At 67.3% G+C, this 17,277-nt stretch carries 13 protein-coding genes; 2 read left to right on the plus strand and 11 right to left on the minus strand.

Features of this window, described 5'->3' with window-relative positions:
• Positions 1-264: 264 nt before the first annotated feature.
• The 10 genes from U3653_RS31125 to U3653_RS31170 form a co-directional block, all read right to left on the minus strand.
• Positions 265-1,977 carry an acyl-CoA dehydrogenase family protein gene (locus U3653_RS31125; protein WP_195083275.1) on the minus strand — a complete coding sequence of 571 codons (1,713 nt, stop codon included), beginning with the start codon at positions 1,975-1,977 and terminating at the stop codon, positions 265-267.
• A 96-nt stretch (positions 1,978-2,073) separates the two neighbouring features.
• Positions 2,074-3,552 carry a phospholipase D-like domain-containing protein gene (locus U3653_RS31130; RefSeq protein WP_195083276.1) on the minus strand — a complete coding sequence of 493 codons (1,479 nt, stop codon included), beginning with the start codon at positions 3,550-3,552 and terminating at the stop codon, positions 2,074-2,076.
• A gap of 68 nt (positions 3,553-3,620) precedes the next feature.
• Positions 3,621-3,926 carry a MerR family DNA-binding protein gene (locus tag U3653_RS31135; protein WP_195083335.1) on the minus strand — a complete coding sequence of 102 codons (306 nt, stop codon included), beginning with the start codon at positions 3,924-3,926 and terminating at the stop codon, positions 3,621-3,623.
• Positions 3,927-3,966: 40 nt separating this feature from the next.
• Positions 3,967-4,878, minus strand: a complete 912-nt coding sequence (locus U3653_RS31140) for a cutinase family protein (protein WP_195083277.1) — start codon at positions 4,876-4,878, stop codon at positions 3,967-3,969.
• Between the two features lie 611 nt (positions 4,879-5,489).
• A complete protein-coding gene (locus U3653_RS31145; RefSeq protein ID WP_435406609.1) occupies positions 5,490-6,200 on the minus strand; it encodes a DUF6069 family protein in 711 nt (236 codons plus the stop codon).
• A 160-nt stretch (positions 6,201-6,360) separates the two neighbouring features.
• Complete coding sequence (locus tag U3653_RS31150; RefSeq protein ID WP_195083279.1) at positions 6,361-7,485, minus strand: bifunctional 2-methylcitrate synthase/citrate synthase; 1,125 nt, start codon at positions 7,483-7,485, stop codon at positions 6,361-6,363.
• Entirely contained in the window at positions 7,485-8,399 is a 915-nt protein-coding gene (gene prpB, locus U3653_RS31155) for a methylisocitrate lyase (protein WP_195083280.1), read from the minus strand. The genes U3653_RS31150 and prpB overlap by 1 nt, the downstream gene beginning before the upstream one ends.
• Positions 8,399-9,901 carry a 2-methylcitrate dehydratase PrpD gene (prpD, locus tag U3653_RS31160; RefSeq protein ID WP_195083281.1) on the minus strand — a complete coding sequence of 501 codons (1,503 nt, stop codon included), beginning with the start codon at positions 9,899-9,901 and terminating at the stop codon, positions 8,399-8,401. Before prpD ends, prpB begins: the two co-directional genes overlap by 1 nt.
• Before the next feature lie 229 nt (positions 9,902-10,130).
• Positions 10,131-11,840: an aa3-type cytochrome oxidase subunit I gene (ctaD, locus tag U3653_RS31165; protein WP_195083282.1), complete on the minus strand. Its 1,710-nt coding sequence runs from the start codon at positions 11,838-11,840 to the stop codon at positions 10,131-10,133.
• A gap of 113 nt (positions 11,841-11,953) precedes the next feature.
• Positions 11,954-13,747 (minus strand): thiamine pyrophosphate-requiring protein, encoded by a 1,794-nt coding sequence (locus U3653_RS31170; RefSeq protein ID WP_195083283.1) that lies wholly within the window; start codon positions 13,745-13,747, stop codon positions 11,954-11,956.
• A gap of 327 nt (positions 13,748-14,074) precedes the next feature.
• Between U3653_RS31170 and U3653_RS31175 the strand changes: the two genes are divergently transcribed.
• Both U3653_RS31175 and U3653_RS31180 read left to right on the plus strand, forming a co-directional pair.
• Positions 14,075-14,911, plus strand: coding sequence for an alpha/beta fold hydrolase (locus U3653_RS31175; RefSeq protein WP_195083284.1), 837 nt, complete (start codon positions 14,075-14,077; stop codon positions 14,909-14,911).
• A 9-nt stretch (positions 14,912-14,920) separates the two neighbouring features.
• Complete coding sequence (locus tag U3653_RS31180) at positions 14,921-15,838, plus strand: helix-turn-helix domain-containing protein (RefSeq protein WP_323124025.1); 918 nt, start codon at positions 14,921-14,923, stop codon at positions 15,836-15,838.
• 6 nt (positions 15,839-15,844) lie between these two features.
• On the opposite strand, the gene U3653_RS31185 is transcribed toward U3653_RS31180, so the two are convergent.
• Positions 15,845-17,251: an acyl-CoA synthetase gene (locus tag U3653_RS31185; protein ID WP_195083285.1), complete on the minus strand. Its 1,407-nt coding sequence runs from the start codon at positions 17,249-17,251 to the stop codon at positions 15,845-15,847.
• Between the last annotated feature and the right edge of the window lie 26 nt (positions 17,252-17,277).

Here is a 17,277-nt window from a genome sequence, read left to right on the forward strand (position 1 = left end):
CCGAAGGCAACGTCAACGACACATCCTGCCAAATACGCTGGGAACCGAAAGACTTGGTCACACTCTCGGTCCTGACCTCGACGCCCACGCCAACCTCCACAATTCTCAGCGAGCTGCCCCACCGGCGGACCCCTGCGACCGTGATCGGTCCCGCAGCGACAAGTTACTCGAAATTCATACGTGATAGTACTGGAACAGGTTACTGTGCACAGCACTCTCGGTCCCCGCTGCGCCCGCCCGAGCGCCGCGGGGACCGGCAGCCGACTACGGGTTCATTTCGAACGCGCCCGCATAACTCATCACCTCGTCGTGCAGGCGTGCGGTTCGCCCGCCGTCGATGATCGGCTTACGCAGCACACTGAGCGCCCAATCCTGCTGGGCCGTGGTCGATGAGGCTTTCGAGAACACTCCCAGCGCGTAGGCGGAGAAGTCACGCACGAATATCTCGAAGATCGAATCCACGATGTCCTCGGACGCTCCGGTGATCTCGGCTTGCTCCAGGATGAGCTGCCCGTAGGGCAGCAGGGTGAACAACTCCCCCACTGCGAGCTGGTAGTCCAGATCTTCGAGCTGGTCGGGGGTGGGCGGCGCCTCCACCGGGAACTGGGTGAATCGCTCGGCTTGTTCGACGAACAACGCCACATTCGGCAGGTGCCGATAACGCGCGTACGCGGGGCGCCAATCCGCGAATCGCACCGCGCCGAGACCCGCCGCGCCCGGTTGCCGGAACAACGATTCGTCGTCGCCGGGATCCCGTCGCACCGGGACCGGCGGCAGATCCGCGGGGTTGAACAGGAAGTTCGGCATGAACTTCAATGTCAAGGCCATATTGACGTGCGCGGTGCCCTCCAGCCGTGGCATCGAATCGATGGTGCCGCGGGCCGTCGAGAAGTAGGAGTCCTTCTCGAAACCCTTGGCGGAGATGACATCCGAGAGTTCGCGGAACACGCGCTCGGCCTCGCGGGTGACCTTCATCTTGCCGATGGAGTTGAACATGACGAAGCGGCGGTCCTCCGGCGTCGAAGAGCGCATGTAGTCGATCGCTCGTTCGTGGTAGAGCCGCATGGCGTTCATGCGCACGTAGCTGTCGCTCAGAATCTGCCGCACCTGCGGGAAGTCGGTGACGGGATGCCCGAACAGGATCTTGGCGCTCGCCTGGTTGATCGTCTCGTAGAAACAGTGCTGGACGATCCCCAGCGCGACCATGCCGATGTTGAACTTGCCGCAGTTGACCGCGGCGAGCGCGGAGTCGAATGCCTTGCGGCCCACGTGCAGGACGTCGTCGGCCGAGACGGGGTAGTCCACCAGATCGTAGGCGGAGACGAAGTTCTGGCCGTGGATGACGTTCTTGACCAGCCGGTAGTTCGAATGCTGGCTGTCGGCGATGAACCAGACGTACGCGTCGGCCCCTTCCAGGTCGGTGCGCCTGCCGATGGTGGGCACGATCCTCGCGACGTTGCCGTTGCCGATGTAGTACTTGCTGCCCGTGGCGGTGAATCCACCCGCCCCGTCCGGGGTCAGCAGCATGTCGGTGGCGTAGATGTCGGCGCCATGATCCTTTTCCGACAATCCGAACCCGATGATCCCGCCGCGGTCGAGTTCCTCGGCGGCACGCAGGTGCGCCTTGGCGTTGGCGCTCTGCCAGATGGTGGCGAGGCCGAGCGTCGAAACACCCCACGCGTACCAGTACTGCGATCCATAGAAGCCGGTGATCTCGTTGAACCGGGAGATGAACGCGGTGTCCCAGCGCTTGTCCGGATCCGCGCCCGAGATCGACCGCGGGGTCGCCATGTGGGCGATGATCCGGCTCTCGGCGAGGAACCGCATCCAGTCCTCGTACCACTCCCCCCGGTGCGCGTCGCCGGTGAGCGCCTGTTTGCCCTTCCGCTCGAAGAAGTCGACCACCGACCGCAGCCGAGCCCGCGTGGCTGGATCGAACTCTTCGAACGTCTCGGTTTTCGGGTTGAACAGGGCCATGACGACACCTCTCATACTGATGGCAGGTGCCGTCACTTTAAAACTGATGGCACCTGCCGTCAATCATGCGCCGCGAGCCGCGCGCTCCACTGCGGTCTATCGGCGCCCCTTCGCCGCTGCCTTCCGCCTGCTCCAGCCGAGCCAGGGGCTGTCCCACACGCTCGGCGGCGTGCGTTCGGGGTCCATCAGCCCGTTCTCCGCAAGCGGGCTGTCCTCGTCTTCGACAGTCTGCGGCTCGAATCGCACCAGAGTCCGGCCGTTGCCGCGCAACATCTCGACAGTGCGCAGAAGCGACGACGTCTCGGCGAACACGGCGTCGAAATCCGCGATTGCGGCATCGAGATGTTCGCAGATCAGCTGGCGCCGGATACCGAGGATGGTCTCGCGCAGCAGATCACCGTCCGCGGTGACGGGGGTGACCTCGACCGCCAGGTCGCATTCGGTGTCGAAGCCCATCGAACGGTTGTTGAGGTTCGACGAACCCACCCGCAACAGCCGATCGTCCATCACCAGCACCTTGGCGTGCACGTAGATCGGCGCACCGGCCTCGGTGACGGGGTAGTAGACGCCGAAGCGGTTCTCCACATCGGCGTCCCACAGCACACGCAGTAGGCGGCGGCGGGCCCCGTCCATCGCCTGCTGCTCGAGCCAGCCATCGGCGTGACGCGGCAACACCAGCACGATCTCCGGACCGTTCGGCTCGCGCAACCGCGCGGCGATCGCCTCGGCGATGACGCGCGAGGCCAGATACTGGCTCTCGATGTACAGCGACCGCCTGGCGCCGGCGATCGCCGCCAGATACAACGCCTCGATCTCCCGTACTTCGGCACGGTCGGCGAGTTCCGGGAAGGTCCGCGCGATACCCACCTCCACAGACCGCATCGTCGGCTCCAGCCCCTCCGGCCACGGCTTGTCACCGGCGATCTCGTCGATCGCGGCCAATTGCTGCCCCGTCGCCGCCTTCCACCGCGCCCGAGCCAATTCGCCGATCGCCCTCGCCGCGGCGCCGTCGACGGCGGTGGTCGCGTCGTGCCACGGTCCGTACCGGTTGCCGTTCGGCTCGGTTCGGTAGTGGTTGTCGTCGCGATGGTCGCTGGTGTCCCAGCGATCGACGGTCATGTCGATACCACCGCAGAACGCGAGCGCGTCATCGATCACGACGATCTTCTGATGGTGCGCCGAACCGATCGGGTGCGCGCCGTCCATTTCCAGGTGCAACCGCCGATCGGTCATCCAATTGATGACGAAGATCGGTGTCATCCCACGGCCGATCGCCGCGATCGCGCCGACATTCCATTTCAGCAGGTAGATGTCGAGATCAGGCCGCTGCTTCGGCAGCCAGGACAGGAATTTGCCCAGCCGATCGGGCCCTTCGAGGGTCTTCTCCCGGGGTTCGAACTTGATCCGGGTATCGAAATCCCAGCCGATCAGCACAATGCGCTTGCGGGCCTGCAGCATCGCGGACTTGGCGTGGCGGAAATAGTCCGCCGCATCGATGATGCACGCCAGCCGATCGGCCCGTGCGATCTGCCAGCAGGTGTCGCCGGGGATGAGGATTGGTCGCTCGTCGCTCATGTAGTCAGTTCTCCGTCCAGCCGGACACCCGTCCCCGCAGGTGAGCGCTTCAGAGTACTGCGCGTCTATCAAGCGCCGTGGCGGCGACCGCTGAGGTCATCGCACCCGGCGGCCAGCGCGGCGTGCAGCGAATCGCGCACCGCGGTCAGTTCGGCGAGCTTCGCGTCGACCTCAGCCAATTTCGTCGCGGCGCGGGCCTGCAACCCGGCATCGACGCGGCGGCGTTGCCCGCGCCGGGTGCCCGCCAGCAGATCGGCGACTTCGTCGAGCGTGAACCCGAGCCGCTGGGCCGCCTTGATCACCCGCAGCACGCTCACCGCCTGCTCGGGATACTGACGATGCCCGCCCAGCGTGCGGTCGGGCTCGGCGAGCAGCCCCCGGCGTTCCCGGAATCGGGGGCCGGTGGCGAACCGCTCAGGACCTCGTCGCCTCGATGAGACGCTGCCGCAGCCAGGTCAACGGCGTCGCCGCATCGGGACCGATGGCGTAGAAGGGATAGCTCTGGTGAATGCCGGACTTCAGGAATTCATCGATCTGCTGCCTGCGCTGTTCGTACGCGGCGGTGTTGAGCTGATCGGACAGCAGGCCGAGGCCGCCCGCGGCCAGTGCGTCACCGATGATTTCGGCTGCCTGCCGCTGGTAGTCGTCGATGTTCGCGGGATCCGGATTCGACAGCTGCACGAAGAATCCCGCGATGCGCCCGGCGAAGTCGCCGTCCGGCATCGCGCAGTACAGATCACCCGCGACGCAGAAGGTGTATGTCCGCGCGGAGAGCCAGCCGAAACCGCCCGGGCGGGGCCCGATCGCGCCCGCGCCGGGAACGGGCGGGCCGATCAGGACGTCGCCGGGTGAGCGACGCGGATCGGAGATCAACCCGACCAGGACGACCCGGTGCGGCGGCACCACCCCGAGGCCGGTGCCGATCTCCGCCGCGAGATCACCTGCCGCATCGGCGCCTTGGCTGTAGCCGAGCAACGCGATCCGTGCGGCTCCGCACGCCTGCGCCATTGCCGAGACCAGCTCGCGCGCTTTGTCGATCGCCTCCTGTTTGGAGCGACCGTACACTTCGCCTTCCCAGGGGAAAGCCGTCGCCGCGTAATGGACATAGTCGACCTGGACGTCCCCGGGCAGATCATTCAGGCTCATCGCGAGCATTCCTTCGCCCGGATCGGTGTTGGACGTCTCCCAGGTGCCGGGAATCGCCACGACATACAACTCCGGGCAGTGCGCCGGTGCGCCATTCGCGACGGACACGACACCGAACGGAATGGTCGTCACCGCCACCGCCGCACACGCGGCGGCCATGGTTTTCCATCGAGTGAACATCGAATACTCCAGGTACTCGTCACCGAGTCCGCGCGATTCGCGCAGTTTCGGTTGAAGGCGGGGAACGAGGGCCGGGTCAGCGGAGCCGGTTCGGCACCGGCGGATCCGTCATGCCGTTCGGGCCGTACCGAGTTCGACCTCTCGCAGATCCGGTCACTTCCGATCGTGACCGCGCGACGGGTTCCGACGCCGCGCGTCGCCTCAGTACATCCATGCCTGCGCCACTCCTCGTCGAGCCGAGCACCGATCGTGCGCACGCAAGGGCGGCCACACGATGCAACGAACAGAATATCCATTAACTTAATGACCGTCCAGCGCGTCGAGTCCGGCCGCTCGGCATCCGGTCGCAAGCATCTGTCCACTGGACGCCGCAGGAACCGGGCGGCATCGGCCACGTCGCACGCCAGTCGCCCACCCGCAGCCGCGCAGCTCTCCGACTCAGAAGCAGTTGAATAGTCGGTCACATATCGACACAATCGACCGCACGATGGCGGATGGTTTCGGCCGCGGTGGTCACCGGCTCCGTCGGACCCGGTCGACCGTCGAAAGCCTCCGCGAACCGTTGAACCCATCCAGCGGCGAGGGCAGGAGCAGCCTCGGCAGCCGGGCGATCACCGATAGACGATGCTCTTGGCGCCCACCATGCGCACGAGGCTGAAGATCGGAAGCCCGATCACCAGATGTTCGATTCCGGTGGAGATGCCTATCCAGAGGTCGCTGGACAGCGCCAGTGGGATGATCACCGCCGCGGCGGTGAGGATGCCGACGATCCAGCCGAAGAACAATTCCGGCGACGGAGTACCCAGGCGCAGCAGATACCACAGCACCCCGCCCAGCAGCGCGCAGATGAACGCCACCACGGCGAACCAGTACGCGTCCTGGGCCATCGGGTTCCACACCCCGAACTTGCCGCTCTCGCTCACACGGGTGGCGATGATCTCGATGATCCAGGCACACAGCCACGCCGCCAGCGCGGTCACCACCGCGGCCGCGACGACACCGCCGACGAACATGCCGATATTGACGTCCGGCTCCTGCCGCGACCGAGGTTGCCTGCCACGAGGTTCGGAGTGCTGATACGCACCGGGCCCGGCATCCTGACCGTACTCGGAGGCCTGGTCGTATCCCTGGTCCTGGCCGTACGGGGAGGGCTGGCCGTATCCGTGGTCCTGGCCGTATCCGGCGGGCTGCCCGTACCCGCGAGCGGGGCCGCGCCCGGAAGGCTGGCTGTATCCACGATCCTGGCCGTACCCGGGATCACGGTAATCGCCCGGCTGATAACCGGGTTCGTAGCGTGCGGTGTGCTGGTCGCGCGGATCCATGGGATTCAACCGCCGATCACCTCCGTGGAAAGCATGCGTGTGCGTCGAGTGTAGGGCGGGACCGTGACGGCCGCTGGCTCCCTACCCAACTCCGCTGCGCCGGTGGCCGCGCCATGGACATCGGAACGGCCGCACCCGCGCCTCCGCGCTGCGCGAAACTTCAGGCCACGACCGAGCGTTGCGGGACGCCGACGTATGCGCTCAGCGGCCGGATCAGCGCGTTCGATTCGCCTTGTTCGACGATGTGGGCGGTCCAGCCGGTGATGCGGCTCATCACGAAGATCGGCGTGAACGCTTCGATATCGAATCCGAGCAGGTAGTAGGCGGGGCCGGTGGGGAAGTCGAGGTTCGGCTCGATGCCGGTGGCCTCGTGCATGGCGCGCTCGACGGCCTCGTACATCCGCACCCATTTCTGGCCGCCGGTCGCCGCGGCGATGTCGAGGAAGGCCTTCTTCATGGTGGGGACCCGGGAGTCACCGTTCTTGTAGACCCGATGGCCGAAGCCCATCACCTTTTCCTTGCGCGCCAGCTTGTCACGCACCCAGTCCCCGGCCAGCGCGGGATCGCCGATCTCCAGCATGTCGTGCATGACGGCTTCGTTCGCTCCGCCGTGCAGTGGCCCCTTCAACGCGCCGATGGCGGCGGTGACGGCGCTGTAGATGTCCGACAGCGTGGAGGTCACGACGCGGGCGGCGAAGGTGGAGGCGTTGAAGCTGTGCTCGGCGTAGAGGATCAACGACATCTCGAACGCTTCGACCAGCTCGCGTGCCGGGACGGTTCCGAAGCACATGTTCAGGAAGTTCTCCGCGTATCCCAGGTGGGAGTGCGGTGCGATCGGGTCGAGACCGTGGCGACGGCGGTGGTCGGCCGCGACGATGGTCGGCAGCACCGCGAACATGCGCAGCGCCTTGGCCCGATTGGCTTTCGCGGAATTGTCGTCTTCGGTCGGGTCCTCGGCGCCCAGATAGCTGATGGCGGTGCGGACCACATCCATCGGGTGGCAGGTGTCGGGCAACTTGGCCACCAGCGACAGCAGTGATCGGTCGGCTCGACGGGAGGCGCGTTCGCGCTGCTGGAACAGCTCCAATTCGGCGTTCGATGGCAACTCGCCGTACCAGAGCAGATAGGCCACCTGCTCGAAACTGCAGTGGGCGGCCAGGTCCTGCACGGCGTAGCCGCGGTAGGTCAAGGAGTTGGTTTCCGGCACCACCTTCGAGATGGCGGTGGTGTCGACGACGACGCCTGCCAGGCCTTTGCGGATGGCCGGTATCACGGTCTCCGGCATCACTGGTTCCTCTCCAGAGTGAAATCGAATATCACGGAGTCGAATTCGTTGTATCGCTCGTACCGGAGCAATTCGTAGAGACGCGAACGATGCTGCATGCGATCGAGCAGGCCCGATTGCGTGCCTTGCTCGAAGATCTCCCGCAATCCCGCTTCGGCGGCGAACATCGCCAATCGCAGTGTGGACACCGGGTAGATCACCGCGTTGTAGCCGATCTTTTCCAGCGTCGACGCGGGAACGAGTTCGGACTTGCCGTATTCGGTCATATTCGCCAGCAAAGGAATCGCCACCGCGGCCCGGAACCTCTCGAAATCGGCGACGGTGCGCAGCGCTTCGGTGAAGACCAGATCCGCGCCGGCCGTGGCGTAGGCTTTCGCCCGATCGATCGCGGCGTCGATGCCTTCGATCCCGGCGGCATCGGTCCGCGCACAGATCACGAAGTTCGGGTCCCGCCGGGCGGACACCGCGGCCCGGAGTCTGCGCACCATCTCCTCGGTCGGCACCACGGCCTTGCCGTCGAGGTGACCGCACCGTTTCGGGTTCACCTGATCCTCGAGGTGACACCCGGCGATTCCGGCGTCTTCGAGGATGGAAACCGTGCGCGCGGCGCTCATCGGTTCCCCGAAGCCGGTGTCGGCGTCGATGAGCACCGGCAGATCGGTCACTCGCGCGACCTGCCGGCCGCGCTCCGACACCTCGGTCAACGTGGTGAGCCCGATATCCGGCAGCGCGAGATCGGCCGAGACCACCGCGCCGGAGACGTAGACGCCTTCGAAGCCGATTTCCTGGATCAGCTTGGCCACCAGAGGATTGAACGCACCCGGGAGACGCTGCAGACGATTCGAGGCAAGCCCCGCGCGGAACGCGGCGCGCTTGTCGGCGGCCGAGGTGGCGGCGGCCAGCAGTCCCGTCATCAGAACAGTCCCTTCGGCAGCTTCGGCGCACGCGCCAGAACGTCATCGGACACGGTGAGATTCAGCTGCGGCAGTTCGTCGGCGGACAACGCGCCCGTACGCTGCGCGATGTCGAGGAAGCGGTCCTGTTCGGCCGGGTCCACCACGCCGTCGGCGAGAGCGCGGAACTTCGCGATGTACTGGTCGCGGGCGAAGGGCCGCGCGCCGAGCGGATGCGCGTCGGCGACCGCCAGCTCGTCGACGATGACTTCACCGCTGTGCAGCGTGACCTCCGCGCGGGCGCCGAACGCCTTCTCCTTCGGGTCGGTCGAGTGATAACGCCGGGTCCACTCCGGGTCCTCGGCGGTGGAGATCTTGCGCCACAGCGCGACGGTGTCGGGCCGCTGCGCGCGCTCGGGGGCGTAGGAGCGTTCGTGATGCCAGACGCCGTCCTGCAAGGCGACGGCGAAGATGTACATGACGGAGTGATCGAGCGTTTCCCGCGACGCCTTCGGGTCGAACTTCTGCGGGTCGTTCGATCCGGTGCCGATCACCACGTGCGTGTGGTGGCTGGTGTACAGCACGATCGAGGCGATCCGATCCAGGTCGCCGATTCGCTCGCGCATCCGGCGAGCCAGATCGATCGGGGCCTGGCTCTGGTATTCGGCGGAATGCTCCTTGGTGTAGGTGTCCAGGATGCCGCGCTTGGGTTCACCCGGGCCTGGCAGCGGCACCGAGTACTCCTTCTCGGGGCCGCCCAGCAGCCAGGCGATGACGCCGTCCTCGCCTTCCCAGATCGGCGCGGGCGCGCTTTCGCCGCGTAAGGCGCGATCGACCGCCTCCACCGCCATCTTCCCGGCGAAAGCCGGCGCGTAGGCCTTCCAACTGGAGATCTCCCCCTTGCGCGACTGCCTGGTCGCGGTGGTGGTGTGCAGTGCCTGGCCGACGGCCTGGTAGATGGTCTCGGTGTCGAGCCCGAGCAGGGTGCCGATACCGGCGGCGGCGGAGGGACCGAGGTGGGCGACATGGTCGATCTTGTGCTCGTGCAGGCAGATCGCCCGCGTCAGATCCACCTGGATCTCGTATCCGGTCGCCAACCCGCGGATCAGATCCCGGCCGCTGCGCCCGGCGTGCTGGGCCACCGCCAGGACCGGCGGGATGTTGTCGCCGGGGTGGGAGTACTCCGCGGCCAGGAACGTGTCGTGGAAGTCCAGTTCGCGCACGGCCACGCCGTTGGCCCACGCCGCCCACTCCGGTGCGTATCGGCCGCCGACGCCGAAGACGGTCGCGCCGGGCCGATACGGGTGTGCCAGCGCCTGGGCGCGCGCGTTGGCCACCGGGCGGCGCGTCACCGACGCCGCCGCGACCGCCGCGTTGTCGATGATCCGGTTGACGATCATCTCCTCGGTCTCCGGCACGACCGCCACCGGATCCGCGGCGACCTCGGCGATCCGCCACGCGAGATGCTCCTCGCGCGGGAAGTGCTCGGCGGAGCGGTGGGTGCGGACGAGGTGATTTTTCACGAGGTGAGCCTCCAGACAACAAATTCCGTGTTCTCGAATTCGCACACTACCCATGCGTCTATCGGCCGGAAATCCGTCGCAAATGCGGAGATTTGCGTATTCGATTCAGCGAATTTGTGGAGGTTGCGAAAACCATCGGCGGAACCCGCCCGAGCCGCACAGCGGGTGGCTCCCCTCAACGCGGCGCGCGGCGGTGGCGACCGTCATCCGCACTGCCGAGGCGGACGCGTCACGAGCCTGCCTGCGAGCCCCAGCCGACGTGCAGTTCGTCGCGCATCCGTTCGCGCATGTGCGGGTAGTGGAGTTCGAAGGCCGGGCGTTCGGACCGGATACGAGGGAGTTCGTAGAAGTTGTGGCGGGGAGGCGGGCAGGTCGTTGCCCATTCGAGGGAGTTTCCCGCGCCCCAGGCGTCGTCCACCGTGACCACCTCGCCGTAACGGTAGCTGCGGAACGCGTTCCACACGAACGTGACCATCGAGACGCCCAGGATGAACGAGCCGACGGTCGAGACGGCGTTCAGCGCGGTGAACCCGTCGGTCGGTAGATAGTCGGCGTACCGGCGGGGCATTCCCTCTGCGCCCAGCCAGTGCTGCACGAGAAACGTCGTGTGGAAGCCGACGAAGGTGGTCCAGAAATGCAGCCTGCCGAGGCGTTCGTCCATGTAGCGCCCGGTCATCTTGGGGAACCAGAAATAGATCCCGGCGAAGGTGGCGAAGACGATGGTGCCGAACAGCACGTAATGGAAGTGGGCCACGACGAAATAGCTGTCGTGGATCTGCCAGTCCAACGGCGGGCTCGCGAGGATGACACCGGACAGTCCACCGAACAAGAAGGTGACGATGAAGCCGACGGCGAACAGCATGGGCGTCTCGAAGGTCAGGTTCCCTTTCCACATGGTGCCGATCCAGTTGAAGAATTTCACCCCGGTCGGCACCGCGATCAGGAACGTCATCATCGAGAAGAAGGGCATCAGCACCGCGCCCGTGGCGAACATGTGATGCGCCCATACCGCTGCCGACAGCACGCCGATCGAGATGGTGGCGTACACCAGAGGTCCGTAGCCGAACAGGGGTTTGCGGCTGAAGACGGGAAGGATCTCGCTGATGATCCCGAAGAACGGCAGCGCCACGATGTAGACCTCGGGGTGTCCGAAGAACCAGAACAGATGCTGCCAGAGCACCACCCCACCGGTGGCGGGGTCGTAGATGTGCCCGCCGAGGTGCCGGTCGTAGGCCAGCGCCATCAGGGCGGCGGTGAGGATGGGGAACGCGAGCAGGACCAGGGTGCTGGTCACCAGGATGTTCCATCCGAACATGGACATCCGGAACATCGTCATACCGGGCGCACGCAGACACACGATGGTGGTGATCATGTTCACCGCGCCGAGAATGGTGCCCAATCCGGATACGGCCAAGCCCATGATCCACAGATCGGCGCCGGCTCCGGGCGCATGGACGATATCGCTCAGCGGCGTATACGCCGTCCACCCGAAATCAGCGGCTCCGCCCGGAGTGACGAATCCGGACACCACCATCGTCCCTCCGAAGAGAAACAGCCAGAAACTCAGCGCGTTCAAACGTGGAAACGCCACGTCGGGTGCGCCGAGTTGCAGGGGCAGGACCGCGTTGGCGAATCCGAAGACCGTCGGAGTCGCATACAGCAGGAGCATGACGGTGCCGTGGATGGTGAACAACTGGTTGTATTGCTCGGGCGACAGGAACTGCAGGCCCGGCCGCGCCAGTTCCGCGCGCATGAGCAGCGCCATCAGCCCGCCGACCAAGAAGAAGGCGGTGGCGGCGACGAGATACATGATGCCGAGCACCTTCGGGTCGGTCGTGGTGACCACCCGCCACAGCACCGCGCCCTTCGCAGCGGTTCGCGCCGGATACGGTTTGGTCGGCGTGAGCTGCGGTGTGAGTGGAAACGACACCTGAGTCATCGATGCTCCTCGTCTCCTGCCGGGGGCTCGGAACCACCCTCCGACGCCGGAGGCGAACCTCCTCCGCCGGGACTGCCGTGGTGGCCGCCGCCCGCGACGGGGGATCGAGACGTTCACCCGCGGCGGCCTGGCACGAATTCTTGGACTTTGGTTTTCGCTCCTTGCGCCACGAGATGCCAGGCGTCCGGGTCGCCGCGAAGAACCGCTTCCGCGGTGGATTTCATCTGCTCCCAGGTGGCGTGCGGCGGGATCGGCGGCACTTCCGGATCGCAGCGCACGTCGAGCACCGTCGGCCGCTCGGCCGACAGCGCCGCTTCCCAGGCGGCCGCGAGGTCGCCGGGATCGTCGACGGCGATGGCGCCGAGACCGTAGGCGCGGGCGAGCTCGGCGTAGGACACCTCCGGCAGCGACTGCGATTCCTCGAATTTCGGCGCGCCGCCCATCGAACGCAGCTCCCACGTCACCTGGTTCAGGTCGTTGTTGTGGAACACGCACACCACCAGCCGCGGATCGCGCCACTGCTCGCGATAACGCCTGATGGTCAGCAACTCGCCCGCGCCGTTCATCTGCATCGCGCCGTCGCCGACGAGCGCGACCACCGGCCGGTCCGGGTGGGCGAACTTCGCGCCGATCGCGTACGGCACACCGGGCCCCATGGTGGCCAGCGTCCCCGACAGCGAGCCCCGCATCCGTCCGCGGAACCGCAGACAGCGCGCGTACCAGTTGGTGGACGACCCCGAGTCCGCGGTGACGATGGCGTCCTCGGGGATGCACCGCGACAGCTCCCACACCACCCGCATGGGGTTGACCGGCTTCGCGTCCAGCATCGACTGGCGTTCGATCGTGTCCCACCAGCGGGTCACGTTGGATTCGATCGTCTCCCGCCAGCTGCGATCGGACTTGTGGCGCAGCAGCGGAAGCAGTTCGGTGAGCGTGCTCTTCGCGTCGCCGACGAGGTTGACCTCGGTGGGGTATCGCATGCCGATCATCGCGCCGTCGATGTCGATCTGCACCGCACGCGCCTGACCGAATTCCGGAAGGAACTGCGAATACGGGAAATTCGATCCGATGATCACCAGGGTGTCGCAGTCGCGCATCAATTCATAGCTGGGCCTGGTGCCGAGCAGCCCGATCGATCCGGTGACGTACGGCAGCTCGTCGGACAGCACATCCTTGCCCAGGAGAGCCTTCGCCACCCCGGCTCCGGTGATCTCGGCCAGCTCCATCACCTGGTCGGCGGCGTCACGAGCGCCTTGCCCGACGAGGATCGCCACCCGCGACCCCGCGTCGATGATCTCGGCGGCCCGTTCGATGCCGGCGCGGTCGGCGGTGACCGTGGCGTGCAGTGCCGCCGGCGGGCTGGAGGGGATCTGTTTGAACGCGTGCTCGGGCGGCTGATAGCGCTCCTCCTGCAGATCGGAGGGGATGATCAGCGCCGTGGGGGCGCGACGGGTCGCCGCGATACGAAACGCGCGGTCCAGCGCGTTGGGCAATTGATCGGGAACGTTGACCTCGACCAGATAGTCCGAAGCGACATCCTTGAACAGGCTCTGCAGATCGACTTCCTGCTGATAGCTGCCGCCCATCGCGCTGCGCGCGGTCTGCCCGACGATCGCTACGACCGGCACGTGATCGAGCTTGGCGTCGTAGAGGCCGTTGAGCAGATGGATCGCACCGGGACCCGACGTAGCGGTGCAGACGCCGACCTCGCCGCTGAACTTCGCATAGCCCACCGCCTGGAAAGCGGCCATCTCCTCGTGGCGGGCCTGGATGAAGGCCGGTTCGTTGCCGGCCCGCCCGAACGCCGCGATCAAGCCGTTGATGCCGTCGCCCGGATAGCCGAACACCTGCCGCACGCCCCAGTCACGCAGCCGTCGCAAGACATAGTCGGCGACCTGGTCAGCCATGTCGTTCTCCTGTCCGCCTTCGAGGTGTCGTCTCCGCGGGCCGATTACCCCGGCGAACAGGCCTCAACCCGGCATACGCGGTCCTCGGGAGGGTATTCGCGCTGTGTTCTCTCCTGTTCCGACGCTCGCCTGCCTGGGCGTGGCCCGCGTCGCGCGGCGCCTGCGTCAGCCCATCGGCGGCGGCGCACCGGTCGGCCTGCCCGCTCGGGGTGAACAACGCGCCGGTCCACCATCGCGGGTCGCGGGCCGAGCGTCCGCCGCCACAGTGGGCGTGGCGCTGACATTTGTCCAAGACCGGCCACAGGCGGTCGTCGTATCGTCTCGCTCATGGGTGATTACGACGTCGAGCAGTCGCACGGAATGCACGTGGTCCACGACGGCCCGCGGCAGGCGGCGCCGCTGTTGCTCGTGCACGGATCGGGCGCCTCCGGTGCCTCGTGGGGCCCGGTGGCCGGGGCACTCGCCGCCCACCATCACGTCATCCGGATCGACCTTCCCGGGTGCGGCCAGTCCCCGCCCGCGTCGTCCTACGACGTGCCCGACCAGGCCGGCCGCTTGGCCGCGCTCCTCGACGACCTCGGGCTGCGGCGGGTCCCCGTGGCCGGACACTCCAGCGGTGGCTTCGTCGCCACCGCGCTCGCCGAACAGCGCCCCGATCTGGTGGGGTCCATCGCGCTGCTCAGCACCGCCCCCGCTCTGGACGCGCTGCTTCCGCAGCCGTTGATCGTCCGCGCCTTGCTCGCCCCGCCCTTCGGACCGCTGCTGTGGCGGAGGCGGTCGGTCGGGCTGGTGCGCAAGGCGATCAGCGCCACGACCGCTCGCCCGGTGGACATTCCGGACGAGATGATCGCCGACCTGAAGAACATGCCTTACTCCGCGTTCCGTGAAGTGTTGCGCCGCAACGGCGCTTACGTCGCGGAGCGGAACGTGCCCGAACGCCTGGCGGCTCTCGACGTCCCCGTTCTGGTGATCTTCGGCGCCGCCGATCCTCGCTATGAGCCGTCGTGCGCGCATCGGTACGAGGCGGTGGCGGGCGCTCGGGTCGAGATGCTGCCCGGCGTCGGTCATCTACCCATGCTCGAAGCGCCCGAGACGACGAGCGAACTGCTGCTGGGCTTCACGGCGACCGCGGCGGACACCCCGTCGATAACCCCCACGGCATAGGCTGGTCAGGTGCTGTCGGTCAGGTCGTCATACGACTGGACTTGGGCGGAGGTGGATGTCGCGGTACCGCGTCCGCCCGATCGGCTGCCGGGCATCAGCATGGCCGGGTTCCACCAACGGCTGTCCACGCCCGTGGACATCGCCATGATCGCGCACCCGTCCGTCACCCTGATCGTCGACCTGAGCGAAGCGGGCGGGATCGTCTACGACGACCGCGGGCGGCGCCGGCGCGGCAGCTTCGTCGCCGGACTCCTGCCCGGCCCGCTTCGGACCGGCGGATCGAGCGGCGAGTGCCTTCAGATCCGCTTGTCGCCGCCTGCCGCGGCCGCGGCGCTCGGAGCGCCGGTCGATCTCACCGGGACCGTGGCATCCCTGGACGAGGTCTGGGGCCGCGACGCCTGGCGGATCGAGGAGCGGCTGCGCGCCGCCACCTCCTGGGACGAGCGGTTCACGATCGCGGCCGATGCGCTCGGCCGACGGCTGCGCGACCGTCCATCGGTCGATCCGGAAGTCGCCCACATCTGGCGGCGCACGGTCACCGGCCGGGGGCGGGTACGGGTCGACCGCATGGCGGACGAGGTCGGCTGGAGCCGGCAGCGCCTGTGGTCCCGGTTCCGATCCCAGCTCGGACTCACGCCCAAACGCGCCGCGCAGCTGGTGCGCTTCGACCACGCCGCCCACCTGCTCGCGGCGGGTCACACCGCCGTGAGCGCTGCCGTCCACAGCGGCTACGTCGACCAGTCCCACCTGCACCGCGAGGTCAGGGCGATCGCCGGAGTCACGCCGGCCGCGGTGGCCACCGCGCCCTGGCTGGCGATCGACGACGTAGCGTGGCCTGCCCACACCGCGAGCCTGACGCCACCGCCGACGATCCGCGGTACCCGCACGTCCACGGCTCGGCCGCCGAAACGGTGGCCGAGCCGGTAACCCGTCTCAGTACCCTTCGAGCAGAACCTTCTTCTGCACCTTGCCCATCGCGTTGCGCGGCAGCGCGTCGACGACGCGAACCTCGCGCGGCCGCTTGTGGACCGACAGCGAGCCCGCGACGAAATCGATGAGCGCATCCTCGCCGTGGGCGGCGCCGACGACATAGGCGACGATCCGCTGACCGAGATCGGCGTCGGGCACTCCGACCACGGCTGCCTCCGCGACATCGGGATGCGCCAGCAAGGCCTGCTCCACCTCCCCCGCGCCGATGCGGTAGCCACCGGATTTGATCATGTCCACCGATTCCCGGCCCACGATGCGGTGGAAACCGTCGGAGTCGACGACCGCGATGTCGCCGGTGCGGAACCAGCCGTCCGGGGTTGTCACCTCCGCGGTCTTGGCCGGATTGTTCAGGTATCCGTCGAACAGGGTGGGACTGTGGATCTCCAACTGGCCCAGCGTTTCCCCGTCGTGCGCGACCAGCTCCCCGGTTTCGGAGCGCAGCCGGGTTCGCACGCCGTCGACGGGCACGCCGACCCAGCCCGGCCGCCGTTCACCGTCGAAACGAGTGCTCACCGTGATGAGGGTCTCGGTCATGCCGTAGCGCTCGATCGGGGCGGATCCGGTCAGCTGCTTCAGCTGCTGGAACACCGGCACCGGCAGCGGGGCGCTGCCGGAGACGAGCAGGCGCGCGCGGGACAGCGCCGCGGCCGACGTCGTGTCGGTGCACAGACGCGACCATACGGTCGGCACACCGAAGTACAGCGTCCCGCCTGCGGCGGCGTAACGCTGCGGCGTGGGGCGGCCGGTGTGGATCAGCCGCGACCCGATCCGCAGCGCACCGAGTACGCCCACGATGAGACCGTGGATGTGGAACAGCGGAAGGCCGTGCACCACGACGTCGTCGGCGCTCCACTGCCAGGCTCGCGCGATGCCGTCCAGGTCGGCCGCGATCGCCCGGCGGGAGAGCACAACGCCTTTGGGCGCGCCCGTGGTGCCGGAGGTGTAGATGATCAGCGCCGGGGTATCGGGGGCCGGTTCCGGGTAACCGGTCGACGAACGCGCCGCCGGATCGGGGGTGATCGTGGGCAACGCGACGTCTTCGCGGGGCTCGCCGATCCAGAACTCGGCCGCGGAATCGGTGAGGATGTGGCGGCGCTCCACGGCCCCGGAATCGGACGGGACCGGCACCGCGGCCACGCCGGCGAGCAGGCAGCCGACCGCGGCGATCACGGTCTCCAGCTCGGCGCGGGCGTCGATGGCCACCGCCGCCGCGCCCGCGATCTCGTCGGCGACCGCGGCGGCCGCGGCCAGCAGATCCTCCCGCGAGATCGAGCGGTCCGCCACGGTGACCACCGGAGCCGACGCGTCCTCCGACGCGAGCAGCAGGGACCTCAGCAGTGGTTCTGGCATCGTTGTTTCCTCACAGATCGGTTGGA

Source organism: Nocardia implantans (assembly GCF_035544775.1).
GTDB classification, from domain to species: domain Bacteria; phylum Actinomycetota; class Actinomycetes; order Mycobacteriales; family Mycobacteriaceae; genus Nocardia; species Nocardia implantans.

Bases quoted from the DNA above. Each gene is read 5' to 3' on its own strand.
- U3653_RS31170 (WP_195083283.1), bottom strand. From the start codon at position 13,747: ATGGCTGACCAGGTCGCCGACTATGTCTTGCGACGGCTGCGTGACTGG.
- U3653_RS31185 (WP_195083285.1), bottom strand. From the start codon at position 17,251: ATGCCAGAACCACTGCTGAGGTCCCTGCTGCTCGCGTCGGAGGACGCG.
- U3653_RS31145 (WP_435406609.1), bottom strand. From the start codon at position 6,200: ATGGATCCGCGCGACCAGCACACCGCACGCTACGAACCCGGTTATCAG.
- U3653_RS31175 (WP_195083284.1), top strand. From the start codon at position 14,075: ATGGGTGATTACGACGTCGAGCAGTCGCACGGAATGCACGTGGTCCAC.
- U3653_RS31140 (WP_195083277.1), bottom strand. From the start codon at position 4,878: ATGTTCACTCGATGGAAAACCATGGCCGCCGCGTGTGCGGCGGTGGCG.
- U3653_RS31150 (WP_195083279.1), bottom strand. From the start codon at position 7,485: ATGCCGGAGACCGTGATACCGGCCATCCGCAAAGGCCTGGCAGGCGTC.
- U3653_RS31130 (WP_195083276.1), bottom strand. From the start codon at position 3,552: ATGAGCGACGAGCGACCAATCCTCATCCCCGGCGACACCTGCTGGCAG.
- ctaD (WP_195083282.1), bottom strand. From the start codon at position 11,840: ATGACTCAGGTGTCGTTTCCACTCACACCGCAGCTCACGCCGACCAAA.
- U3653_RS31125 (WP_195083275.1), bottom strand. From the start codon at position 1,977: ATGGCCCTGTTCAACCCGAAAACCGAGACGTTCGAAGAGTTCGATCCA.
- prpB (WP_195083280.1), bottom strand. From the start codon at position 8,399: ATGACGGGACTGCTGGCCGCCGCCACCTCGGCCGCCGACAAGCGCGCC.